The organism is Thermoleptolyngbya sp. C42_A2020_037 (assembly GCF_015272455.1).
Classification (GTDB): domain Bacteria; phylum Cyanobacteriota; class Cyanobacteriia; order Elainellales; family Elainellaceae; genus Thermoleptolyngbya.
Window position 1 is genome coordinate 257,154 of sequence record NZ_JACYLP010000056.1, and the last position, 25,274, is coordinate 282,427.

Here is a 25,274-nt window from a genome sequence, read left to right on the forward strand (position 1 = left end):
GTCAGGAATAAGATAAAAGCAGCATCTCCTGACCAAGCTGAAGTCGTGGCGTTAGTATACTTGAACTGCTTTTGCGTCTCAGATTTGAGTGCCCTAAATTCTGACAATTTTGACACCTATTTGAGACCTATCAGAGCAATTTTGGAGTTGTCATTTGCCTGGATCTCAATTCCTTCCTGAAAGGTGAGATATTTTTGCACGCTTTCTTTAGAAATAAGCTATTCTAAGTAAGCTATTCTGTTGAGGCTCTGGTCAAAATTAATGCACAGATTAATGCACAGCAGGTTAATGCACGCCAGCTTGAGGCGAAGGTGACGAGTGCTGTGGGTTGAGCGTATCTCATGCCCACTGCCCCAACCGCCGTGATGGCGGACGATCGGGCGATCGCGCCAGATTGCGCCAGGTTGCGCCAAACTGCGCCGCATGGATAAAGCAGCCGCGCCCTGCTCACAGTCTTCTGCCATTTTTGCCCCTGAACAGCAGCACACGCCGATGCTCTAATCTGTAAAATCCTTGAACCATAAGCAGTTCAGCCTGCGAAGCCTGATCGCTAGAACCAAGGCGGGCGATCGCCCCAATCCCACCGACTCTCGTATCCCATCCGTCATCCCCAGACTTCCAAAACCATCATGACAGACGATTTCATCACGACCGACCAAGACCAAGTAAGCCACACCGACCTAACGAATGCTGCCGAAATGCTTGCCAAACTGACTGCGACGACCGCTGACAAACCCCAAACGCCATCTGCCGCTGAGTCTGATGAAAAGCCGTCTAAAACCCGACGCGCTTACCGAAAGCCCGTGATTGTGGATTTGAACCTGCTAAAAGCCGTTGCAGAACAGATCGGCATCAAAGGTAAAAACCGCAGTTCTGAAGATCTATTGCACCAGGTTCTAGAAATATTTTTGGTGCTGGGCGTTGATCCAGCAGAGGTAGTCGAGGCGCACGCTCAGTCCGCCCAACCCGCCTCCGAACCCGTCAACTCGGCCGAGGAGACCGCCGAATCTTCACCCGCCGCCGTTGACCTCAAGATTGTGGCAGATCAGGCCAAAACGCTGGCCTGGTTTACCAACGAAATCGAAACTCTAAAAAACCAGGTGAAGCAGCTAGAGCAAGCGCTGCAACAAGGACAAGCCCAGCCCAATGCTCAGCTTGCAGCCCTCCAGCAGGAAAACCAGCGACTCCGGCAGGAGCGAGATGCAGCCGTAGAAAAGCTGGAAGCCTTCCGCAAGCTGCTAAACGGCAGCAGCACGCCAGCCCTTTCTACGCCAGCCCCTTCTGAGGGGGTCGAAATAGTACGTCCAGCAGTGCCCACTGTGTCGCTTGCCGAACCCGAACCCACGCCTGTAGCGTCGAAAAAAGCTGCGTCCCGCGTTTCATCGACCCGTGGCAAGAAGGCGATCGCCCCCACCGCCGCCAAGCCCACCGCCGCCAAGCCCACCACTGCCCGGCCCAGCGCCGCTAAACCCAAACCCGCCCCAGAAGATGCATCGCTCGATCCGGGCGTGCTAAAGGCGCTGTACGCCATTATGGACTATAACAATGCCCAAACCTCCCATGCAGACAAATGGGCAATCTCCTTTCCGGTGATGAAAGATCTCTGCAAGACCATCGGTGTGGCCACACAGACCAAAATCACCCAGGTATTTCGCACGAAAGCAGACCTGATCGAGCAGCACCACCAGGAGCATAGCCTGGGGCAGCGCCACAATCGGGTTCACCAAGGACAAAGCATTACCGACGTGATTTCGCTGGGGGTGTAGCTGGCTCTTACTCTATTGCAACTGCTCCATCACTGTTCTGTCGCTGCTTCTGCGATGCTCCACATACCGGAAGCCGGACTTGCAGCACGCTCAGAGCATGGGCGATGAGGTCAAAGCTGGCAGCGTGTGCTTGGCATGGCTAAAGTTTGTATGCCACATCAACACCTTACTCAGATTTGCGTCTGAAAGGTCGGCATAGCTAAAGTCTGTTCGCGTCAGAAACGCCCCATCCAGCACGGCCCCGCGCAGGCAGGCCCGATGGAGCCGTGCATCCGTCAGGTCAGTATTGATCAGGATACTTTCACTCAAATCTGCATTACTCAGGTTTGCCTCCCGCAGCAGTGCCCCTGTCAAGTTTGCGCCCCGCAGAACTGCACCCTGGAGATTTGCGCCGCTGAGGTCAGCATAGGAAAGGTCTTGCCCGCTGAAATCTACCCCTGCTAGATCCGCCCGAATTAGGTTTGCGCCCCTCAAGCAGTGCAGCTCTGGCACAAGGCGGGTTGGGCAAGGTTGAGGCTCCCAAAGCGTTTGTGGCTGAACTTGCGGCGCTGGCTCACAGATCGGAGAACTTGGCTCAGGCCCGTTGCCGCTGAGCGCAAAATCTGATAGCGCAATATCCGATTCGGAATGGCAGAATGGCTTAGCATTTGGGAAATCGCTTAGCCCGATTTCATACTGCACGGGTAGACCCTCTAGCAGGGTTCGATCTTCGCTGATATGGGGCAGCTTGAGCTGCGAATCAAATATACCGCGCTGCACCTGGCGCTGATGGAGCGTGGCAAAGCTGCCTGCTGCCAGAACCCGCAGACCAGGCGGAGGCACCTGATCCTGGCGGGCGCTGGCATAGAGTAGATTAGTCTGTTGCAGCCAATATTCAAACCGCATTAGGAAAGAATACGGACGCGCTAGAGAATGTCCAGGGGCTAGCTCAATGTTCACCCAATATCGCGCTGGAAACTCATCGGCAGACAGGGTAATGCAAAAGTCTTGGAGCTTGATGTTGAACTCGCGCTGCACCTGTTCCATGACCTGGATTGCATGAAATTCCGTTGTTTTCTCTGTCGTAGAAGACAGCAGCCCACCCTGCCGATGGCGAAACACAATCAGCGGCGCTTGTTCATAAAATCCAACGACTTCCACAACATCGCCGATGTCGTAACGATAGAAGCCGCTGTAGCTGGTCACTAAGATACGATATCGTTCGCCAACCTGCACCTCCACAGGCAGGAGGGTTTTGGGCTGTTCAACATGCCACTGATCCTGCGGGACGAATTCAAAAAAGCCGCTCTCGATTGCCAGAATGCTGCCGTCGGTGTTGAAACTGGGATAAACGCCAAAGGTGGCTTCGGCGGTGCCATAAACGCCGCCAAATACCGGGATGTCGCCAAAGTAGTCGGGAAATCGCTCTAGATAAAAATTGGAAGTGCCGCCGCGAGCAGTGGTGAGATAGCTGAGTCCTGGCCAGGCCGCTTTGGGCGTGAGCCGACCATCATAGTAGAGGGCAGCCCGCAAGTCTGTTGCCCGCTGGGGAGCCGCCGTAAATCGCCGTTCGAGCTGGGCCCGCAGGTGGGGTTCAAGCTGGAGCCACGGGGCGATCGCCCCCTGTTCTAGGTCGTGAATCAGTTCCTCGGCATAGGTTTCCAGATAGCGGCAGGTTCGCAGCATCAGCATCGGGAAATTGGCGACCCAGCCCCGCAAATCTGCATGGCGCAGCGCAAACAGCAGGCAGACATAGTGGCGAGCCAGGGTATCAGCGATTTCTAGCGCCTCGAAGGGCTGACTAAACAAATGCTGGAATAGCGGTCGCCCCTGACGAATGCTGCCCACGCTGACGGGGCCGGTGGGGATGCCGCCGCTCGTTGTTTGGGGTTGAGGCACTGCATTGGTGAGCAGTGCTTTGCCAAAGGGGAGGCGGCGCTGTTTCAGTTCGGCGATCGCAAAGCCCATGCTGGCCAGGTCAGCCCGACGCAGCGTGCGCTGATAGCGTCGAGTCACGGGCACTTGTTTTTTGCGGCTGGTGGTTCCACTGGTGAGGTTAATATAGACCACCGGATCGGGGTTGAGGACTCCCCGATCGCCCTGGGCAATTCGTTCTGTGTAGGGTTCATAGAAGCTGTAGGGCAGCACCGGAACTTGTTCACGAAACTGCTCCAGTGTTTTGATGGTTGACAGTTCAAACTGTTGTCCTAGCTCTGTATTTTTATGTGCTTGAATAAATTCTCTTAGAAACAGTTCTTGCGTTTCCATCACCTGCTTGGTCTTGTGGATCAGACGTTCTCGCGCATGTGCAGCATAGGATTCCAGCAGTGTGCGTGTAAAGCGATGATTCATGGACCTGATCAAATCTTGCTAAAGAAACTGGGCACTCCAAAAGACCTGCACAAGATGAGGGCAGCCGTGCAGCGCCAGCTTCTACAGTGCCAGCCAAAAGTAACAAGAAGGTTTCAGGAACCCTGGGCGGGTTTTCCCTTGCGGCTTCCTTTTTGCCGGATGAGCGGCAACTGAATTTCAAAGACCGAGCCTTGATGGATTTGGCTGCGGACAGCAATGCTCCCCTGGTGGGCTTCAATGATTTGACGGGCGATCGCCAGTCCCAACCCCACGCCCCCGGTTTCGCGCGATCGCACGGCATCAGCTCGATAGAACCGATCGAAAATGTGCGGCAAATCGGCTGCATCAATTCCGATGCCTGTGTCTCTGACTTGCAGGATTGCTTTGGCGGGCTGTTGAGTAAGAACCAGGTCAATCGTGCCGCCTGCGGGGGTATAGCGACAGGCATTTTGCAGCAGGTTGGCGATCGCCATTTGCAAAACTTGCGGCTCGGCGAAAACCAGAACGGCCGTCTGTGGCACTGTGCAGCGCAGGGTTTGCTGGCGGTGGGTGGCTTGCGCCTGGGTCGCGTCTACAAGCTGTTTCACCAGTTGCCCCAAATCAACGGACTGCAAAACATGCGGCGGCAGTTGCCCAGAGTGTCGCGCCAAAAACAGGAGTTGACCTACTAAAGCGCTCATGGATTCGGCAATCTCGACAATGGCTTGCAGGCGGTGGCTCTGCTCCTGGGAGTCCACTGGCTCCATCAGCCCGACCTGGGCGTTGCTGAGGATGCCCGCCAGGGGCGCACGCAGCTCATGAGACGCATCGGCAGTGAATTGCTGGAGCTGCTGATAGGACTGGCGAATCGGCTGCATAGCCACGCCACCCAAAATCCAGCCTGTGAGGGCGATCGCCCCCAGCGCCACTGGCACGCCGATCGACAAGAACAGCCGCAATTCTCGCAGGGGTTCCTGAACCGAATCGAGGGATGCCGCAATTTGCAAAAAGCCCAGCACCTCCTCGCCCCGACGCACGGGCAGCGTGAGTTGGCGAAACTGCTGAGGCGGGCCGGCCCGTGACGGACTCGATGGAGCGGCCGGGCGCAATGCCGCACCCGTCAGAGTGACCAGTCCAATAGGTGCCTCTAGCGTGGCAGCGGGAATGTCTCCCACAAACTGGAGGAGCCGTCGATCGGGCGTATACCACCGGGCAAAGTGCAAGTAGGTGTCTAGCACCAGCGTATCGTTTCCCAGCAGGGGCACACTTTCCAGGTCGATGCGCCGAATCGATTGATACTCAATCTCTTCAACGCCGCCCGCCATGATTTGGGCCGTATTGTAGAGGTCTGCGTCAAAGGTTTGCAGGCGATCGCGGGCCTCGCGCCAATACAACAGCGCTGCAAAGACAACCAGAATGCTGCCCATCGAGAGCGTAAACCAGGTAGCTAGATTTTGGCGGCTGCGGTTGAATAGCATGTCAGCGGCATCAGAACGGAGTCTCAAAGAGTTGCCTCTGGCACGCTCAGGCGATAGCCCATGCCATAGACCGTCTGCACCCAGGTTTCTGCCCCCAGGGGTTGCAGGCGCGATCGCAGCCGGTGGATTAAAATCGCGACTGCCTTACTTTCCGGCTGCATGTTCCATTCCCACAGCGCTCGCTCAATCTGGTCGCGGGTCAGGACTTGCTGAGGATGCCGCATCAAGTATTCCATCAACTGAAACTCTCGCGTCGAAAGCTGAATGCTCACGTCTTGCCGCTGAACCGTCAGCGTGGCGAGATGCAGTTGCAGATCTGCCAAATGTAGGATGTCGCCCGTCCAAAGGGGCGATCGCCGCCCCAGCGCCCGCACCCGCGCCAGCAGTTCTAGAATGCTCACTGGCTTTATCAGGTAGTCATCTGCGCCTGCGTCCAGCCCCGTTACCCGATCCATCAACCCATCCCTGGCAGTCAGCATCAAAATCGGCGTGCCTCTACCTGTCTGACGATGCTGCTGACACAGATCAATCCCGCTAATCTTGGGCAACATCCAGTCCAAAATCAGCAGATCGTAGGTGTGTTCCTGCATGAGCCACTGCGCGGTTTCCCCATCCAGCGTGGCATCCGTAATGTGGCCGGCTTTTGCAAGGGCGGCATGGAGCGGCTCCAGTTGAATCGGATCATCTTCAGCCAATAGAATCTTCATAACCCTGCTCTGCTCAGGAAGCTCGTCCTGCGGCTGCCTCCAGGTTTCAAATTTTACCTGCTATGACTCCATTTCGCTGGCTGCGTGCCCGGTTCTCCCAAAACCGAATTCTATCCGCTCAGGATGGGCAGATTGCCCAAAAGCAGGAGAGTTCATCCTCCCTGCGATCGCCCGCCAACAGCCTGTTGCCCGCGTCATTCTTGAAACTGGGGCTATTTTTCCTGACGCTACCTGCCGTTGGTGCGCTTTTCTGGCTGGGAACAGGCTGGCTCAACCAGAGCGTTTTGGGGCAATCCTATCGCCTGCCAGACCAAATCATTCTGCCCAATCCGCCACAGGTGGAGCTAACACTGCGGCTGACGGTGGTTTCGATTGATGTGGAGATTGACCAGCGCGAGGGCACGTCTGAGGTGGCCGTCCAAGTGCGTGGCTCGACGTTGCAGGCGCTGGAGTTTGAATATCCGCTCACAGACTATGCCACGGTGGAGCGGGCGATCGCCCAGGAGCTAAGCCTGCCGCCTGAGCAGGTTCGCCAACTGATTCGCTATCGAATTGAGTAAGCGTCGGTGTTGGGCGCTAATACGGTTGGGTCAGCAGCCAGTCGGCAAACTGGGCGATCGCCTCTTGATAACAATCGGCTCCCAATTCGCGGCAGAGGTTGACGAGTGTGCCTTGAGGAATGGGGCGATCGGTCTGAATCGTGGAGCGGGCAGTCGGGTCGATTTGATGGTTGGGCGATCGCACCAGGCGCGACTGAAAGCTAGCCAGCACTGGACACCCTTCCTCGGCGGCGAAGACATGCCAGCGCATCGCCTCTTCCTCATCTGCTGACAGCACAAGGCAATGAGTGGATCGCCGCAAGATTTCGGCATTCTCAGCCGTGCGCTTGCCCCCCAGATCGAGCAAGATCAGAGACAACTGAGAGTTTCTTCCCAATTGCTCAATCACATGCAGCGTTGAGCCAACAAACTCTTCCGAAAAGGCAGCTTTTTTGCGGATTTGCTGCACCACGGTCGGATCGGCTTCATTAGACCACATGCCCTCTCCATCGGGACAGGCGCGGTGCAAAAATACCCCCGACGGCTGTTGCTGCAACAACTGTCGATACAGTTCTGCCAAAAAAACTGATTTTCCTGAATGCGGCGGCCCGCCTACGGCAATCACGCGACCGTGATAGTGGGCACGGGGATCAGTGGCAGAAGAGGGTTGAGTCAGGGGGCGATGGGGAGTCGTCATGGTAGATGAGGGCACACAATTAGAGATTGGAGTAGAGATTAGAGGCTGATCGTCTTGCCAACTTGAAAGCGTTCATCATGCGTTTGCACAATGACATAACCCAGGCGGGGGTCATAGGTGGCGATCGCCGGACTGGGGTGCGCTGCATGAAAAATCATGCCGTATCCCCACACCGGGCCACGACCGTTGATCAAAATTGGCGATGAACCCACGAGTGCTGGTTCAATCTCTCGCACCGCTTCTGCAAATTGCTCTGGTGTCGTGACTCCAGTGGGAATTTCAAACTCCACCAAGCGAAAGACTAGCCCATTCTCATGGGGGTGATCAGTAATTGTGAAGACGGGTTTTGCCATGAGAGTTTACGTTTGAGGTGAGATTGTCTAAAGAATTTTCCAGATTTGTAAGCAGTGTGCGGAGTTCTATTAGCATTGGGCTAGAAAAGCGATCGCCCACGGCATCCAGGCAAGCCCGATACAGCGTTTTTGAAGCTAGTGAGGCACACGGATGGTCAATAAGCCCTTGCATCGAGAGGGCAGCATGTGCCTCACGAGGCAAGAAAATGCTGTAGAACCACAGAATATCAGCAGGGCTGGCATTGAAACGCTGCCACACGCGATCGCCCTGACGCTGCCAGTCTGCCCAGATACAGCGCAAGTTGTGCAGCTTATCGGCAAGGATCACGCGCTGAATGGCGGATTCGGCTTGCTGAATCTGGGCGATCGCCCGAAGTTTTCGTGCTTTCCAGGATGGTTTTGGCGTTTCGTCCGATTCCGTACAGGCATCTACAATGCGTAGCACGGCATCACCAAACTGTTTCCGGATCTCATTCCGAGTGGCATTCCCGCCCTGATCCTCAATTGCATCATGAAGCAGTGCGGCGATCGCAGCGTCTTCATCTCCACCATCTTCGAGAACTAGCGCCGCCACACTCATCAAGTGACTGATATAAGGCACAGTGCTGCCCTTGCGAAGTTGATGTTGATGCAAGTGAAAGGCATAGGTCAAGGCGTTTGCAAAACGCGAGCTAAGAGGTTGGAATTGAGACTGATTGTTAGCAATCATCTGCGTGGATTGATCCTTACTGATTTGGATGATTTATTTGGTGTTTTTATCCAGTTAGGTTATATTCATACAGCGTCCAAGTTTCTTGCATATCGTCCTTCATGCGCTGACGCAGACTTAGTGGCAGCAACACTTCTACATTGGGACCCCACGCCCGCAGCCGCATCACGACATTGTTGTCGCCGAGTCGATGTTGGGCAGTGCAAAAGACGCTGCTCTTGTGGCGGGGGCGATCGCCAAACAGCTTGGTTAGCGATAAGCCCTGCCTGCTGATCTCTGGATCAGCCCGAAAGCGCTTTTCTGCTTGGGCAAAGCCCATTTCAGTAAACAGCTTGGCGCGTTCGGTGTTGGCAATGTAGTTGCCATAGAAATAGCGCTCAAATCTGAGTAATAAAGGGGCGATCGGGCGATGAATTTCGACACCCATAGCCAAGGCAACCTCTTGCTGCACAAATTCCGGTGTTTTCTCAGCAAATCGCTTGGGTAAGCGCGGGGCCGACTTTGCCGAAGATAATACCTGTGAAGGCTTGAACCGCCATTCGGCAGGCAGTGATGGATCGTTCCAATCCAAAAGCTGGAGAGACAGAATTCGATCGAGGCGATAGTCATACCAGCTCCAATGCTCCGGTTTACCATCATCTAAATGCTGCGGCGTTTGACCAAAGGCAAAGAGGTATGGCGCACGCTGGAAATAATAAATGCAAACGGGATACGTTAGGATATTAAACTCTGCCTCGTAGTAGCGAATGCTGCGATAGACCAGCCGCACGGGAGGTACGGGAGTCTGCTGCCAGCCCTCCTTTAAGGTTTGGAGTAATTGCTCCACTTGGCAAGATACAGCCTGGGAAATAATATACTCCGTATCCAGGATAAACCGCTGGATGCCGTTGATGGGCTGAGGAAAATGCTCAACGACGTTAGCCAAATCATTCGGGATGAAGTGGATCAACGCTGGCTCGTCCGCAGATTTGGCGGCGATCGCAGCAATCCAGGGCAAGGTCGGCAAGACGCTAACTTTGTAGTAGCGCCGCTGGCTGCCTGTGCCGCTAGCCTTGAGCCAGCCCAGTTTTTCCAGCGTTGCAAAGTCGTTCCGCAAGGTGCGGTGATCGACTTGAAACGGAATCGGCTCTTCATCTGCTGGCGAATCTCCCAACAGTGCAGAAAGGCGATCGCGCTGAATGCCATAGCGATTCACAAATGCTTGCCGCCATAGCGTTTCATCTATCTGAGGCTGATCCTGAAAGAGCCACTGCTTGAGGGTTCTTTGCTGTTGCTCTGGCTGCAAGAACGAGTCTCGCCATTGGGCATTGCTAAAGGAACCCACTGCATCGGTAGAAAGCAGCATGGGTTTTTCGCCGTAGAGCGATCGCAAAATCGCCCATAGCCGCACTGCCTTTTGCAGATTGCCCTTTTGCCCCAGCATACCAGGCACCAGATAATCCAACAGCTCTACCGTCGGCGGATAGTCAAACGAAGATTCCATAGATATGAACCAATTTGGATTTTGGATTGGCGATTTTGGATTGCGAATCCAGCGTGTTATTCCCCATAGGGCAAACCCGTTTCATTCCAGAGCGGCGGGAGCGATCGCTTGTCCTTGCTCTCATTTTCGGTAAACCATTTGTAGTTTTCGCCATCTGGGTCTGGCTGTGGTTTCACTCTAGGGTAGTGAATCGGGCCGTCGAGTCCTTTTGCGGCCTGCTTGAATGCTCGAATAAACAGAACTTTTTCAAAGTCCTCTTTGTTCTTGTGCGGTGAATAAGCAAGTGCAACGGCCTGCTTAAACGCATCGACACATTCCGCTGCCTGCCCTGGATCGGGTGGCTCGATCGGCAGCAGCGATTCATAATATTGCTTCCAAGTTTGTCCTAATCGCAGATCGGTTTGGCTCCAATCAATCTTTAGCTGCACACTGCCAAAGCCGAGGGGCTTGCCGCCGCCCAGTCGGTGGTAATGGCCATCTGGCAACTCCAGCAGCCAGAGCAACGCGCCCAACTCTACGGGCGACAGGTTTGTAATGTCAATGTCAAATTCAAACTGCGTCTTGGGCTTCACCCAGTCTTGGATCGAGCGGTTTTGGCTATCGCGCTGCTCAGCACCGTCTTTTTTCGGGCGGCGATATTCTTGATAGTAGCCATTGACAGATTGCCCAGTGCGATCGCCCATCGGGTCGTCCCAATGGTCGGCATTCCAATAGTCGGCATTTTGGGCGATCGCCTTGTGATGGGGATACACCTTCCGCCCCCGCAGCCCTTGATTTGCAGAGGCATACCCATCTTGCTTGGAGACATTATTCCCCAGAGCTTCGCCTTGTTTATTCTTGGCAACATAAAATCGAGACTGTTGGGGCTTTGGCTGTCCCAAAATGGTCAGCGGCAATCCAGGATGATTCGCTGGGTCGTCCGTGAACTTTTGAATCGCATCCGTTGACAAACACTTCACTGAGTGAAGCCGCAACTGACCTTTATAAGCACCTTTGCCCTTCTGATTCACCCAACCAAAAACGCGATCGGCGGGTGAAAGCTCATTGAATGTGCCAGGAGGTTTTAGCGACTCAGGCAAAAGTGAATCAGGATCGATCTCAAACAGCTTCCTGGCAATCATCACTGGATACAGCGCAATCACCTTCCAGTCTTGCCCATCCTTCTCAGCAAAGGCATAGCAGAGAGTGCCATCTTTCAGTTGAGCTTCCTGACTCCCTCCAGTGATGTGTCTTGACCATTTTCCGTATTGGGTTTGAGGTGGACGTTCTGAGCCTGCTTCAATTTCGCGTTTGTGTTCTTCTTGATAATTCTCAATTAGCTCTTTCCAAGCTTTCTTAAGTTTGTCAGCTTGAGGCTCATCTAAGCTCACACCCCATTTCTTCTCATCTTCTGGACGGATGAAAAATACCCGCTCATTGTATTTGTTCTTGATGTTTTGGTTGGTGATACATAGATAGGCATTTTCAATTTTTAATGTTTCCGAGGTGAGTCTATGACTCCTGCTTAAGTTCGGTGGAGTTGGACGTTCAGGAAGTTCGGATGAACTGGGCACCATGTCACAAACTACCCAGTAAAAGAAAGGCTTTCGCTCTACTTTTTGCAGCCAAACCTTAACAGCCTGCCCATGCTGCATTCCGGTAAATTTAGGAGCATCCAGAGAGAGGCGATCGCTCCCCTTCTTATATCGAGGTAGCCACGCAGCATACATCAAATTGCCGGGAATATTCCAGCGTTCATTCTTAGTATTCCAAGTCGGTAAACCGGGGGTGGTTCCAGGTAAAAGTTGAATGCGATCGCAATCGCCCTCAATTCGGGCAGGCACTAGACTTAATCCCTCTGTCGCAGGCATTCGATAGGCAAGCCGATCCTGATGATTTTGGAATACCCCAAACCGAGAGTTCGTCACAGCCTCATAAGCTGTTCTCAGCATTCCTTTTATAGACGTGGGAGGAAGATAAGGCTGCTCACCAAGCTTTCGGATTGGATAGCTCTTATGCTTTTCCTGACCACTTGCCTTAAGATTGGCAGCATCAGGAATCAGCAATGGTGTGATTGTCTCTAGAGAAACACGAATGCGTCCACTCCACTTGTTTTCTAAATAGCTCGCATGACCCAATGGCTTTTCATCCTGAAGTTCCCCAGTTTGCTTTCGACTGGGCGCAGGAATGAAGTTGTAAGGATTATGAAATCCTCCTTGAAAAGCGGATTCATTCTCCCTCACGTCTTCAAGTGTTACGTCGTTTTCATTTTCTTCCCCGAGTGGCAACTGAGATTTGAGTTGTGCCAATTGTGACCAATTTACTCGCTTCTTATTCATAGCTGCTCTCCTTGTGGGTTTGCCAAGTCAACTTCACCAAGCGTTCTTCTTGCACTGCGACATTGCCGTACTTATCAACTTCGCCCAGGTACTCGCGACTGTGCAGAATCACAGTGTCCTGGCTGCTAGTGCCTGCGGAAATTGGAACAGACATCGACCCGATTCGAGCCGCAGATAAGATGCTCCACTGCTCTGGAGTCCGCTGTGCAAGACGCTTGCCCCAAAGCACGTAGGTCTGGTCGAGGGTTTCGAGATAGGTTAATGGTTCTCTGTGGTCTGCAAATCCATTGCCCAAGTCTGTTTCTGCGATCAGCACAGCCTTTCCTTTTCTGCCGGGAATGCTGAGCCAGCGTAGCTCTGCCTGTTCGTTGAATACTCTGGCTTCAAACACTTTGGCTTTAGACTCAGGGGACAGATCCAAGTGCTGCTCTTGCCAGTCTTGTTTACTGTTGCAGCAAATTGTGACTTGTCCATCTGACTCTAATTTGCCGAACCTGCAAGCTTGGGGGCTATAAAGTAGTGCGATCGCCCCTGGCATCAGCTCTTTAACCTTGTTCAGCGCGTCTTTCAAAGAGATGTCCTGATCTGATTGCCTGTAAAGTTTCGTTTTGGTAGCGACTGCCTCACTCATGATGCAACCTCCTAAGGAATTGTTGATTTGATCCAGGCTTTCCAGGCATCGTTCAACCCTGCAAGGCTGCGGATCTGAGCGAGATGCTGGGCGGTGAGGTAAGTTTGCGATTGTTCTGGTTCAACCTTCAGCGTGACGTTGTGAAGGGCTTGGATTTCGTCGGGTAAGTTCGCGCCGCTGGCTGAAAACGAAATGGATTTGATGGCGATCGCCCCCATGCCTCGGTTCACGCCATAGCCCAGCGGAATTCGCCCCTGAATTAGATCTCGCAACACCAGCAGCAGCAGCGCCACACCCTGTTTTTGCAGGTCTGCCCCCTCCAAACGATGCAGATTGATCCGGAGGGCGATCGGCTGCCACTGCACCCCCATCGGTTCCAGCGTGCTATACAGAAACTGATCCGCTGCGCCACCCGTCCAGCGATCGATCGCAACGTGAAACGCCTGCTGCACATCATGCAGCTTCGCGTCTTTTAGAGCCTGTAGCAACTCCGCAGATTCCTTGGCGGTCTGAATCTTTTCCCATTGCTGTCCTGAGATTTCGTGGTCAGCGTAGCAATCGGCAACGGACAATGCACCCATGCGCCCTTGCTGTTGCTTACCCTCGGTTTTGGCTGCCTTGCCGAACAGGTTCTCGACCAGTGGAACCTCCACCTGCTGCAAAAATGCTTTTTTGGAATCGGCTGGCTTTGTTGCGGCGGCATGATTGAACTTAGGGCAAACCGTGCGAACGATGCGCTCTGCCTGGGTTCGCAGCGCCCCTTTGATGGAGCTTCCCGGCAGCACAAACGCAACTCGGTCGCCAATGCTGCTCACCAACGGCAGCATATCGACTGCGATACCTTCGCGCTCTGCCTTTGCCATCAACGGCGAAACAGGTTCCCAGTCAATGGTAACGGTCAAACCAGAACGCGCCTTTCGCGGTGTATTTGCCTCCAGATTAAAAATCGACGAGTTGCCAGATTCCCCTTTGAGTAGCGCAAGAATGCCTGCACGAGAGTTGAACAGTTGCTCTTTAACTTCCAACTTTTCCAACTTTACGGTTCCCAGTCCCCGCGTTTTGGCAGCGCCCAGGCTCAGGTCGCCGTCTTGCAGTGCTTGCAATAGCCCCGACCATGCTTCACAGGCTGCTTTCCATTCAGCATCATTCAGCGCCAACTTTGACTCTGCAACCCGATCTAACGTAATGTGCAACTTGAGCTTGCTACCTTTCGGCAAAATCGCGCGATCGAATTTGATGTATTCTGCGGCGCTGCCGCCAAAGCGATCGATTCCCACCCCATCGCGCAGTTCCGTTTGCACATCGCCCTGAATCACGGCATCTTCTATCAGCACCCAACTCGCGTGGCCGTCGTCGCTCTGCGTTCTGCCGTTTTGCCCCAGACGCGGCCCCCAGAGCATGGAAATAATTTGGGAATCTTCTTCCAGTTCCTCCATCCAGCCGCGCAGCGCCCCCGCAAGGCTGGTGCCGGGAATGTAGTAGTCTCCGGCTCCGTTGATTGCCAGCGTTAAATCAACCATTGGGTCATTGTTTAACCCGCCAACGTGCAAGGGGCTTTCGGCAATGAGTGTACCTGTGATGATGTATCGAGCGTCTATCTTACGCGCCATGATTTGCTCCTGCTGCAACGCCTGCTTGCTCCTGCTTTTTCTCTAGCTCCTCTAGCTCTCGCTTGTGAGCGCGAATGCAGGCATCAATGACAACTTGAACTGCTTCTGCCCAAAGCTCTTGCTTCAATTCTGATTCGCCCGTTTGGGTCAGGGTGAGTTCCTGAAGAGAGGGATGGTTGAGGCTGTTTTGATTCGGATCAGCATGACAAAGTGCAGTGCTAATCCATTGCCAAATCTGTATCTTTTCATGGATCAGACGCTCAATCTTGTCCAGTCCATCTCTTGTTCCATCCCATGTGTTAGAGCGCTTCTCTCGAATGTTTTCGATCCAGGACAGAACTGGCTCTTTTTGATTGAACTTCAGTTGAGAGAGGACTGAGCGCAAACCACCAAGCTGGCTCATGCTGGGCTGGCTCACAAACGCGCCCTGTTCGGTTTGGTGTATCCAAATGCCTAGCAGTCTTTCACGGCGATCGCCCTGACTAGCTAAAAACAAAGCAGCCCTGCGAATCGCCTCGCGCCAGGCCGCCTTCTCGATCAAGCGGGCATATTTGAAAACCTCAGAATCGCAGTTAGATGCGCTAATCAATGATGGCGGCGGACTTGACTCAGCTTTTTCAGATTTGTGCTTTGGTTTCTTAGCGCTCAACGGTTCGCTGAGCAGTGGATGGTTAAAGCAAAGCTGCCCGTAGCCCTCCGCAGTTCGTTCGCCCATGCCCGATAGCTCAAGCTGTCTGAGGCGCTGAGGAGTAAGCGTTCCAGATTTTACCTCAAAGACCATGCAGTTTCCTGCCGCAATGCCCACTAGAGAGGGACGAGGCAAATTCCACTGCGTCTGCCAGGACTCGACTCGGTGCGATCGTAGCATGGCGGAAATTAACCCCTCACCGGGAGTAGAGAGTTCTAGCTGAATAGATTCATTCCCCTCAGCGCTGAGCGTCTGCTGGAGTGCTTGCCGAAAGTCTTCGACCGATGCCGTCGGCCGCAGCGACTCGTTCCGCAGAAGCACATCTGAAAGCAGCCACACCCAAAGTTTTCCCGTTGGTTTTGAATCCTCCGTTTGGGCATCCGTTTCGCGTTCCGGTTGAATGATCTTTACAGTGATTTTAACGTCCCCATAATCATCTTTTTTAGATTGTCCGATGCGGTGATGTCCCTGCAATTTCTCATACCAGTTAGCCTGTTTCTGGCACAGTGCATCGTATATTGATGATCGAATTCGTAGCTCAGCCTGGAAGCAGGTTCCAGGGGCGATCGCCTCATAGCTATAGACCCCGCCGACCTCGCTGGTAGGGCGCTGGTATTGGTCTTCGATGGTATTGTGTGTGCCAACGAGCGTATCGACGGTTTGGTATTCGGGGAGCGTTTCTAGGCGCTTTGTGAACTCGATATAGCCTTTGCGATAGCCCTTGAGCTGAGCGTCTGGCTCCAGTTCACAGAAACGGTTGTAAACCTTGCCTCCTTTGTCCAGTCCACCGCCCGATTTTTCGTAAAACAGGCAAGCAGGAATCGGCTGTCCTGGCTGATCGGCGATCGCAACCGTGGCATTCGTCACCAGCAGGTCGCCCCGCCCCACCGCATCGCCCAGATCCACGCCGAGCGATCGCACCTGTTGCAGTACCAGCCGCAGCAATTGCGTGCCGGGAATGTAGTCCAGCGTTTCGACTACGTTGCCAACCGTGCGGGCTGGAATGACCAGGGGCGTTAGGGCTTCTAGGGCGATCGTGATTCGCTGCCACCCGGATTGATCACTGCGAATTTCCGGAGAATTCGTCTTTTCTGAGTGATCTGAGTGATTTGAGCTGTGTGTTGAAGCTTTGGGAAGTTCAGGTGCATCTTGCGCCAGAATGTCCCACAGGGCTTGCTGAATTCCAACCTCCTTAGGCCAATCAATCTTGAACTCGCAGCGACCTGCACCGCGCCGCCGCTTGCCGCCGAGCCGTTCCACCACCGCTGCGCCCGCTGCCAACAGAGTACAAGCTGCTTGCTGCTGATCCGGAGTCAACACTGCCAGCAATTCACAATCTGCCGTCAGCACCGTGCCAATTCGCGCCATTTCTTCAAAGCGCAGAAAATCTTCCTTTGCACATCCTCTGTCATCAATGCTGATTCCGGGTTTGATGAAGGTAAACGCACTTTGCAATGCCTGATGTGCAGGACTGGAGGATTTGGCCCGATGCTTCAGCAAATTTCTCAGGGATTCCGGCAGGTGGGCGGCTCGGATGGAAAGAGCGGCGGGCTGGGGCGCAGTTGAAATTCCAGCGTTGGCGATCGCAGGCTGATCTCCAAATAAGAAATCGACCCACTGGTTCCAGGATGTGGATGCATCCTCAGAGATTCCAGTGCTATCCAGCCCATCGGCAATGAGTTCGCAGGCATCTCGCCAAATGCCCGTAAGCGTCTTTGCAGGCAAGTAAGGTAAGCCGTCGGGGTTGCGCTGAATCAGCCGATCGATGTCGCCTCGCCGCCCAGCGCCAGCGCCCACATGCCAGTCGCTCCGCATCGTAATGGTGAGTTGAAATTTCATTTAGCCATCCTCCCGGTCGGCAGCGCGTTGAAAAATTGGGTCCGCAGAGAGGTCGGCGGCTAAAAAATCAGCCGCATCCAGCGCATCCAGCAAGCCAGTCATTTTGAGTGATTTTCCTGTGACAGGATCAGTAACTTTTGTGAATAAAGACTCGCGATCTCCTTCCAGTGCTTGAATGTCGAAAATGGGGCGATCGCCCTTCTCAACAGCATCCTCATCTTGTACATCTGCGTGTGAATCAATATAGCGATTGCGAATCAGCCGATACTGGGCATCTGCCAGTTCTGCACCTTGCGACAGTGCATTCCGCAGGTTGTGCATCTGGCTATTCGGCAGTTTGCGCCGCCCGTCTTCATCCTTTGCATTTAGCGCTTCAACTCGACGCGCTAGGTGTTCCCATTGATGCGGCTCTGCCCATTGCGTCATCTCGTCTTTGACCGACAGATCTTTAACTGGAGTGAGGATGTAAGGCGCGATGTAGAGCTGAGTGTCGGATGTGGGGCTAAGGCGATCGCGGATCTGTCTCAAGTTCACGCCGCTTGTGTCATACAGCACATGAAAATCTAGCGCAGAGCAGGGATAGGGAACGGCTTTTGTTTCATCAGGCAACACATGGGTCAGCTTTTGCTTTACTGCTTTTGCCGATTGCATGAGCGATTCCGAAAGCTCGTAGGCAACTGAAAAGGGAAAATGAGGCTTGATAATCGCCACGCCTGCACAAGAAGAGAGACGATTCACGCCCAGCGCTGCTTCAGCAATTTCAGGAAGAATGCCGTGGTAGTGAGCATCATCGGTCTTTTGCGTTTCGGCTTCAAAGGCGAGGAGAAACTGCTGCGTAAACCGCAGCGCCGCTTTGCCATCGCAAATCACCGTCAGGTCATCGCCACCCAGCACCAACGGCACGATTGGCAACTTCTCAAGCCCCGTACCAAACGATCGCAGCGCGGTGATAAATGCCTGCTCAGTGCAAACATCCAGCGCCAGGGAAAAACGGCGCAATGCGTCTACATAGGTGCGATTATTTTGGCTAATATCACCCGTCATTTTCCCCAGCTTGGTCAGGTGCGCTCCAAACTTGAGAAAGATTTCGCCCAGGCCGTTGCCATCGGCATGAATCACAGCCCGCCAGGAACCTTGCTTGTTCTGCCGTTCATCCTCGTCATCTAGGGCTTTAATGCTTTCTGCAAAGCTTTGAGGAATCTGATTTCGCTTGAGTAATTCTCCGATGCGTTCGATATTACTGTCGTAGTTCCTGCGCTTTGCTACGGAGACGCGCGATCGCAGCACAGATTCCCCTCCAGCCGCTTTTGGATCTACTTCGTTGGCAGGCAAACCGCTGGTGGCGCACTGATCGACCACGGGCAATCGCAAAAAGCGGAGATGATGGGTGGCATTGTGCGATCGCGCTTCTGCAAATTTTCGATGCACCCGCTCGTTCACATCCGATAGGTTATCCTGTTCCCAGCTAAATTCCTCAAACACGCCGAAGATATCCAATCCGGCTGCTTCTCTCAGTGCCTTCAGCGTGACGGCTTGAATCATTCCTCTTGCTTTCTCTTCGTCATGAGTGAGAATTAGCGCCTTGCCAGAAGTTGCCAGGATGATTTCAGAATCAATGTCTGGCGTTGACTCCAGCGGCGGATTTAGCGCTGAATCCATCAGCTTTTTTCGGATTTTATCTTCTCGGATTTCTTCTGTGCCCTGCGAATTTTTCCAGATTCCTAAACGGGAATTTCCACCGTTCTGAGCCACGGCATCCAGCACCCATTTCGTGCCAGCGCGAAAGGTCATCTCCGATGCGCCGACGTTTTCACGCAGCTTGTTGGTCGAAAAGATATAGCCCTGATTGCCAGACGTTTCCAGAAGGACGAGAAACATAGCGATTGCTCAAAGATAAAAAGGGAAAACCGAACACGCGGATCTAGCTACACCCAGGACTCGCAGACACCCAGGACTCACAGGCACCCAGAACTCACAGCAGGTAGCACACTTAGCTTACTTTTTGCCGATCGCGCCAGGGCGATCGCCCCACCATCTGCACCCCCAGCGTCACACGGATCGGATCGAGCGAGCCGATCACTCTGCCAGTTCTTGGATCGGTTCGAGCAGGAATATATTGCAGCGGGCGAGCCGTGTTGATGCAGGCCAACACTGCCCCTACCGTGGCGTGAGCAGTCATGCCCGTATAGTCAGTAATGATGTCTTGCTCAGACCAGCCCTTGGGTAAGCGAGTTCGATAAATTTCATCCACACAATCGCGAAACTTCAGAGGATCATAGACATCATTCATCACAATGGGATTATCCACACATACGTCAGGAAATTTTTGGCGCAAATCCATCGCCTTATCTAGGCTTTCGCGTGAGCAGATAAGCCAACAGCATTTGAGCGCGGGTAGATGAAAGCGAATGGCCGTTTCGCAAGCTTCTAGATTGCTGACCAGCAGAATCAGCCCCGGATATCTTTGCTCCATCTGTTTTTGCTGCACCTCAAACGGAACGTCCGTTGGCAACAGGGAAATCTGGCGAGAGATCAACCACGAAACTGTGGCGATCGCCCCCACCAAAATCAGCAGCGAAATCAGCGCAATGCGAATCAGCGCCGTCGCATCATCGCCCAGCCACGACTGGAGCAGGTCATACACCGCATTGCCAAAGAGTCCCAGGCACACCGACCCAATAAAAAACGGCAGAATCGTCTCTGCATTAAACACAATCTTGATGGCTTGGGTAATGGCTTCGGTCAGCGTGTTTCGCATGGCGTAGGGCAAACCTCCCTGTTTCTCAAGGTCTGATGTCGATACCGGATCTATACCTAACTGTTTTACACCCCTTTGGAAGGGAGGTCTTCCAAGCCCGTTGAAGATATGAACTGAAAACACAAACCGCACCAAGTGTCATTGCTATGCCATCTGCTATGCCATCTGCTTTGCCAGAAACAGAGGGAACCTCCGGAGCGGATCGGTTTCCCCCCCTTTTAAGAGCACTAAATATAAGGGCACTAAATATAACTCACGCAGCAATTTCAGCCCTCACCCGTTTCTGGTATGCCGATGGCTTTAAGCCCTCGCCCAGAGCGGGAGAGGGACTTCAACCCCATATCTGGCTCCCCTTCTCCCAAGCGGGGAGAAGGGGTTAGGGGATGAGGGCAGTAAGTTTGCTGTCTCAAGTCTGTCAGTGCCTTTTTAAGGCGGGCTAGAGGGATCAAGCTCGGTCTTAGGTACATAAGTCTCAAATCTAATCGCTGTCTCTGATTTTGCGTTGCAACCTTTAACTTTTCTTTTCTTGCAGGAGATGTCCCCATGCCAGATCGACCCAAATTGGAACTGCCCCAACTAGATTGGCAGCGGTTTCTGTCGGCAGAAAACTTTTGGCAGTCCTGGCTCAAGGTGCGGCGAAACCGGGGCTGCGCGGGGGTCGATGGCGAAACGGTGGAAGCCTTTGAGCAGGATGCCGAGCGCAAGCTGGCCACGCTGCGCCGCCAGATCGAAACGGGTACCTACCAACCCCTACCGCTGCGATCGCTCCACATTCCCAAAAAGCCCAGGCCAAAACCAGGCGAACCCCCCAAAACCGAGTGGCGCGGACTGTCTGTGCCCACGGTGCGCGATCGCATCGTGCAACAAGCCCTGCTCAACCTGCTGCATCCCCTGCTGGAACCCCAGTTTGAAAACAGCAGCTTTGCCTATCGTCCCGGCCGCTCTTATAAAAGCGCCGTGCAGCAGATCGACCAGTGGCGACAGCAGGGCTATGACTGGGTGCTAGATGCCGACGTGGTGAAATACTTTGACAATATTCAGCACCGCCGCCTGTTTGACGAGCTACAAGAGCGGGTGCATGATCCGGCGATCGGGCATCTGGTAGAGCGGTGGATCGGTAGCGGTGTGTCCACCGCGGCGGGGCTGATCTTGCCGAATAAGGGCGTGCCCCAGGGGGCGGTGATTTCGCCCATTTTGGCCAATGTGTATTTCGATGATTTTGACGAAGCCATCGAAGCCGCCGGGCTGAAGCTGGTGCGCTATGCCGATGATTTTGTGATTTTGGCCAAGTCCAAAGCGCGGATCGAAAGAGCCTACGACCTGGTAGCAAGTTTACTCCACACGATGGGGCTGGAACTGCACCCCGACAAAACCCGCGTCACAACTTTCAACGAAGGATTCCGGTTTTTGGGCCATACCTTTGTGCGATCGCTCGTCGTGCAAGACCAGCCCAAAACCCGGCAGCAGCGGCAGCTTGAGCAAACGGCGATCGCCCAAAAAGCCACTCACCCAGAGGCATCCCCCATCCTCCACCACAGCGACCCGCCGCCCCAAACAACCCAAATGCAGCAAGCCCTCTTGGCGGCCATTCAAACCGCAGAACAGCCAATTCCGCCGCCGCTGTATGTCGTCATGGGCTATCGGGTGCGCGACGAAAAACCCGTGCAAATCGAATCTAAAGAATGGAGTTGGAAAAACGGCATGTCTACGCTGTATCTGGTTCGTCAGGGCACAATGCTCCGCAAAGACCACGGGCGCTTCGTCATCGAGGGCGGCCGGTTTGAAACCGACGAAGACGAAAGCCTCACGGCGCAATCGCCCCCGTCCCCACCTCCAACCCCCAAATCCAAAACCCAAAATCCCCAATCCAAAACCCCAGAACCATTCCCCCCGCTTGAAATCCCGATTAAAGAAGTCGGGCGCATTTTGGTATTGGGCAATGTGCAAATCAGCACCAGCGCCCTGTCGGAATGTTTGGAACATCAGATTCCCGTCGTGTTTATGAGTCGTGCCGGAGACTATAAAGGGCACCTCTGGAGCAGCGAGTTTTGCGACCTGCCCACCGAGGCAGCCCAGTTTGGGCGGCGGCATGATCCCCGCTTTCAGGTCAAAATGGCGCAGCAAATCCTGCATGGCAAGCTCACCAACTCGCGCCATCTGCTGCTGCGACTCAATCGCAAGCGCAAGGTAGAAGGGCTGAGTGCCAAAATCCACCGCATCGACCAGCACATCGCCGCGCTGACCAAAACGACAGATCTGGACGCAATGCGCGGGCACGAAGGCGCATCGGCCCGGCTCTATTTCACCGCTTTGGGGCAGTTGATCACCAACCCCGGCTTTAGCCTGACGGAGCGCAACCGCCGCCCGCCCAAAGATCCCGTCAACAGCCTCCTCAGCTTTGGCTACACGCTGCTGTTCAACAACGTCCTCAGCCTCATCCTCGCCGAAGGGCTAAATCCCTACCTGGGCAACCTGCACCGCTCCGACCGCAAGGAGCCACACCTCGCGTTTGACCTGATGGAAGAATGGCGATCGCCCATCGTCGATAGCCTGGTGATGTGGCTAATCAACAAAAAGGCGATTCGCCCCACCGATTTCACTTTTCCCAATGCCGAAGGTGGCGTGTACCTGGAAAACGCGGCGCGGCGCGTGTTTCTCAAACATTTTGAAGATCGCATTACCGAAACGGTGACTCATCCCATCGTGCAACAGCCCGTTAGCTATCGGCGGGCGATTCAGCTCCAAATCCAGCGCTACAAAAAATGTCTGCAAGACTCCCAGCCCTACGACCCGTTTATTCGGACAATTTGAGGGAGGGATGCCATGCTAGTGCTTGTGGTGTACGACATTCCCGATGACAAACGCCGCGATCGCCTCGCTATCTTGCTCGAAGGGCATGGGCGGCGGGTGCAATATAGCGTGTTTGAATGTTTTCTCTCCCAATCAGAGATGAAGAAGCTCTACGAAAAGGTGAAGCGACAGGTCAAGCCTGCTGAAGACAACGTGCGGTTTTATTGGATCGCCGCCGACAGCCTGCCCAAAACGCTGACGATCGGCAGCGAACCGCCCGCGCCCCCGCCAAAGGCCTATATCATCTAGCGCAAATCGTTTAGCACCAGCCTGGGCAACGGGCAAACCCAATGGAACGGATGGAGGGCAACCTCTGTCCGTTTTATTTTTTCTTCCATTGACTTTTCTAGGAAGAACCCACTATGCTGAGGGGGTCGATGGGTCGCCTCCACGATCCAACCGCACCTTGAAAGCCGCATAACTTCGTTCGATTGTGGAGATGCCTGACTCAGTAAGGGTTCTGGCTCTCAGAGAAAAGTCCTGGTGTCTCTTTTCTTTGCTTTATTGCCACTCCGGAAAGATCGTGTCGATTTTTGTTCTGGGAGCCTTGCCCAGACAGGGTTTCAGACGGCACTCTTTCACCACCACTTCCCCGCAAGGGGACTGAAACAGTGAGACATGGGTGTTTTTTCCTTGTAATTCAGAGTTTCTTTCACCACCACTTCCCCGCAAGGGGACTGAAACCGAATTGCTCTGGTACTGCAAAGCCCATTCAAGAGACTGCTCGCTTTCACCACCACTTCCCCGCAAGGGGACTGAAACTGTTGTTGTTGATTGTTGGCCATGGTTACCTCTTTAGATGAAGCTTTCACCACCACTTCCCCGCAAGGGGACTGAAACACAAGGTGTCTAGCCGCCTTGAACGTTGGTGTCATCTGGGACTTTCACCACCACTTCCCCGCAAGGGGACTGAAACCCTTGAGCAACGCGCTGTTGGTGTCTCTGATAGAAAGACTGCTTTCACCACCACTTCCCCGCAAGGGGACTGAAACTCGGTCAGGTAGAGGTGATTCTTACCTCTTTTCAACCGGAAACTTTCACCACCACTTCCCCGCAAGGGGACTGAAACTTCCTGACGATTCGCTTGGCTCATGACAGCAGAAGCAGCTTTCACCACCACTTCCCCGCAAGGGGACTGAAACCACGATCAGCTTGTGTTTCGCTGGCGCGTTCCATAGCAGCCTTTCACCACCACTTCCCCGCAAGGGGACTGAAACTGCACTGACCAATCAAAATCATGTGTTACAGTTGCCATCTTTCACCACCACTTCCCCGCAAGGGGACTGAAACTTCGCTTCAGCCGCTGCATTCGCTTCACTCGGAGAGACTTTCACCACCACTTCCCCGCAAGGGGACTGAAACTTTGCACCCGCCTTGAGAATCAACTTACGCCCGTCTTGGACGCTTTCACCACCACTTCCCCGCAAGGGGACTGAAACGGTTGACCCTGGCGCTGCCACCCCGCAGACAAACACCCAACTTTCACCACCACTTCCCCGCAAGGGGACTGAAACCCCGCCATGGAGAGAAACGCCCCGCTCTGCTTTAATCCTTTCACCACCACTTCCCCGCAAGGGGACTGAAACAGTGACGTGACACCGGGTTTGGTGGTAAACTCAACGGGTCTTTCACCACCACTTCCCCGCAAGGGGACTGAAACATTTGCAATGCTGCACGGTGCATTTGTAGTGGATCTGTTAGCAACTTTCACCACCACTTCCCCGCAAGGGGACTGAAACTCCTTTATTCCGCTTGTTGACGTAGACTGTCTCTATCTTTCACCACCACTTCCCCGCAAGGGGACTGAAACCAACTCCAGTAATAACTTCGTAGCAAACAAAACGACGAACGACTTTCACCACCACTTCCCCGCAAGGGGACTGAAACCCTTGATCAATGTTGATCGGACCAGTAGTAGCAGTTCCGCCAGTCTTTCACCACCACTTCCCCGCAAGGGGACTGAAACGTTGATCACTTCCGTTCCGTTGAGCCAGGTTTTGTCCAGAAGACTTTCACCACCACTTCCCCGCAAGGGGACTGAAACCTTGACGGGATTCGTGAACTGCGGCATCAAAAGCAGCTTCTCTTTCACCACCACTTCCCCGCAAGGGGACTGAAACTTTTTTTTCTGCTTCAGACAAAGTCAAAATCATCATGCTTTCACCACCACTTCCCCGCAAGGGGACGGAAAGCTTTGGGAAAGAACGAAAAACGAAAAACGAAAAAGGAAACTGGATTCGCCCAGAATTGCCTCCCTCTTCGTTCTTCCCTGTTCGTTCTTCCCTCTTCGTTCTTCGTTCTTCCTTTTTCCCTTCTCCTTTCCCCACCACTTCCCCGCAAGGGGACGGAAAGCTTTGGGAAAGAACGAAAAACGAAAAACGAAAAAGGAAACTGGATTCGCCCAGAATTGCCTCCCTCTTCGTTCTTCCCTGTTCGTTCTTCCCTCTTCGTTCTTCGTTCTTCCTTTTTCCCTTCTCCTTTCCCCACCACTTCCCCGCAAGGGGACGGAAAGCTTTGGGAAAGAACGAAAAACGAAAA

At 53.8% G+C, this 25,274-nt stretch carries 18 protein-coding genes and 1 CRISPR repeat array; of the genes, 4 read left to right on the forward strand and 14 right to left on the reverse strand.

Annotated features, from left to right (window positions below):
- Positions 1–218: 218 nt before the first annotated feature.
- Entirely contained in the window at positions 219–464 is a 246-nt protein-coding gene (locus tag IGS16_RS20765; RefSeq protein WP_297088762.1) for a hypothetical protein, read from the reverse strand.
- A 165-nt stretch (positions 465–629) separates the two neighbouring features.
- Here IGS16_RS20765 and IGS16_RS20770 point away from each other — a divergent pair, with 165 nt between their 5' ends.
- Complete coding sequence (locus tag IGS16_RS20770) at positions 630–1,766, forward strand: hypothetical protein (protein ID WP_297088764.1); 1,137 nt, start codon at positions 630–632, stop codon at positions 1,764–1,766.
- 90 nt (positions 1,767–1,856) lie between these two features.
- Here the strand turns inward: IGS16_RS20770 and IGS16_RS20775 are convergent, their stop codons facing one another.
- The 3 genes from IGS16_RS20775 to IGS16_RS20785 all read right to left on the reverse strand — a co-directional run bounded on the left by IGS16_RS20775 (position 1,857) and on the right by IGS16_RS20785 (position 6,261).
- On the reverse strand, positions 1,857–4,097 hold the full coding sequence (locus IGS16_RS20775) for a GH3 auxin-responsive promoter family protein (RefSeq protein ID WP_297088766.1): 2,241 nt from the start codon (positions 4,095–4,097) through the stop codon (positions 1,857–1,859).
- Between the two features lie 113 nt (positions 4,098–4,210).
- Positions 4,211–5,581: a HAMP domain-containing sensor histidine kinase gene (locus IGS16_RS20780; protein WP_297088768.1), complete on the reverse strand. Its 1,371-nt coding sequence runs from the start codon at positions 5,579–5,581 to the stop codon at positions 4,211–4,213.
- A complete protein-coding gene (locus tag IGS16_RS20785) occupies positions 5,578–6,261 on the reverse strand; it encodes a response regulator transcription factor (RefSeq protein WP_297088770.1) in 684 nt (227 codons plus the stop codon). The genes IGS16_RS20780 and IGS16_RS20785 overlap by 4 nt, the downstream gene beginning before the upstream one ends.
- Positions 6,262–6,323: 62 nt before the next feature.
- Between IGS16_RS20785 and IGS16_RS20790 the strand changes: the two genes are divergently transcribed.
- The gene (locus IGS16_RS20790) at positions 6,324–6,821 is read left to right on the forward strand and encodes a hypothetical protein (RefSeq protein ID WP_297088772.1); all 498 of its coding nucleotides are present in this window, start codon (positions 6,324–6,326) and stop codon (positions 6,819–6,821) included.
- Between the two features lie 16 nt (positions 6,822–6,837).
- Here IGS16_RS20790 and IGS16_RS20795 read toward each other — a convergent pair whose 3' ends face one another.
- From IGS16_RS20795 to IGS16_RS20840, 10 genes are all read right to left on the reverse strand, one after another.
- Complete coding sequence (locus IGS16_RS20795; RefSeq protein WP_297088774.1) at positions 6,838–7,497, reverse strand: ATP-binding protein; 660 nt, start codon at positions 7,495–7,497, stop codon at positions 6,838–6,840.
- Between the two features lie 38 nt (positions 7,498–7,535).
- Positions 7,536–7,850: a CRISPR-associated ring nuclease Crn3/Csx3 gene (gene crn3 / locus IGS16_RS20800; protein ID WP_297088777.1), complete on the reverse strand. Its 315-nt coding sequence runs from the start codon at positions 7,848–7,850 to the stop codon at positions 7,536–7,538.
- Positions 7,822–8,502 carry an HD domain-containing protein gene (locus tag IGS16_RS20805; RefSeq protein ID WP_297088779.1) on the reverse strand — a complete coding sequence of 227 codons (681 nt, stop codon included), beginning with the start codon at positions 8,500–8,502 and terminating at the stop codon, positions 7,822–7,824. Before IGS16_RS20805 ends, crn3 begins: the two co-directional genes overlap by 29 nt.
- A 103-nt stretch (positions 8,503–8,605) precedes the next feature.
- Entirely contained in the window at positions 8,606–10,042 is a 1,437-nt protein-coding gene (locus IGS16_RS20810; RefSeq protein WP_297088781.1) for a TIGR03985 family CRISPR-associated protein, read from the reverse strand.
- A 56-nt stretch (positions 10,043–10,098) separates the two neighbouring features.
- Positions 10,099–12,360 (reverse strand): TIGR03986 family CRISPR-associated RAMP protein, encoded by a 2,262-nt coding sequence (locus tag IGS16_RS20815; RefSeq protein WP_297088782.1) that lies wholly within the window; start codon positions 12,358–12,360, stop codon positions 10,099–10,101.
- Positions 12,353–12,991: a CRISPR-associated protein Csx19 gene (csx19, locus tag IGS16_RS20820; protein ID WP_297088784.1), complete on the reverse strand. Its 639-nt coding sequence runs from the start codon at positions 12,989–12,991 to the stop codon at positions 12,353–12,355. Before csx19 ends, IGS16_RS20815 begins: the two co-directional genes overlap by 8 nt.
- 11 nt (positions 12,992–13,002) lie before the next feature.
- Positions 13,003–14,601, reverse strand: coding sequence for an RAMP superfamily CRISPR-associated protein (locus tag IGS16_RS20825; protein WP_297088785.1), 1,599 nt, complete (start codon positions 14,599–14,601; stop codon positions 13,003–13,005).
- On the reverse strand, positions 14,591–17,128 hold the full coding sequence (locus IGS16_RS20830; protein ID WP_297088788.1) for an RAMP superfamily CRISPR-associated protein: 2,538 nt from the start codon (positions 17,126–17,128) through the stop codon (positions 14,591–14,593). The genes IGS16_RS20825 and IGS16_RS20830 overlap by 11 nt, the downstream gene beginning before the upstream one ends.
- Positions 17,129–19,006, reverse strand: coding sequence for a hypothetical protein (locus tag IGS16_RS20835; protein ID WP_297088790.1), 1,878 nt, complete (start codon positions 19,004–19,006; stop codon positions 17,129–17,131).
- Between the two features lie 112 nt (positions 19,007–19,118).
- Positions 19,119–19,886 (reverse strand): hypothetical protein, encoded by a 768-nt coding sequence (locus IGS16_RS20840; RefSeq protein ID WP_297088792.1) that lies wholly within the window; start codon positions 19,884–19,886, stop codon positions 19,119–19,121.
- A 543-nt stretch (positions 19,887–20,429) separates the two neighbouring features.
- Between IGS16_RS20840 and cas1 the strand changes: the two genes are divergently transcribed.
- Positions 20,430–22,697 carry a CRISPR-associated endonuclease Cas1 gene (cas1, locus tag IGS16_RS20845; RefSeq protein WP_297088794.1) on the forward strand — a complete coding sequence of 756 codons (2,268 nt, stop codon included), beginning with the start codon at positions 20,430–20,432 and terminating at the stop codon, positions 22,695–22,697.
- Positions 22,698–22,709: 12 nt separating this feature from the next.
- The gene (gene cas2 / locus IGS16_RS20850) at positions 22,710–22,985 is read left to right on the forward strand and encodes a CRISPR-associated endonuclease Cas2 (protein WP_297088795.1); all 276 of its coding nucleotides are present in this window, start codon (positions 22,710–22,712) and stop codon (positions 22,983–22,985) included.
- Positions 22,986–23,311: 326 nt separating this feature from the next.
- A CRISPR array of direct repeats spans positions 23,312–24,928; the repeat unit is 35 nt; unit sequence CTTTCACCACCACTTCCCCGCAAGGGGACTGAAAC.
- Positions 24,929–25,274: the final 346 nt, after the last annotated feature.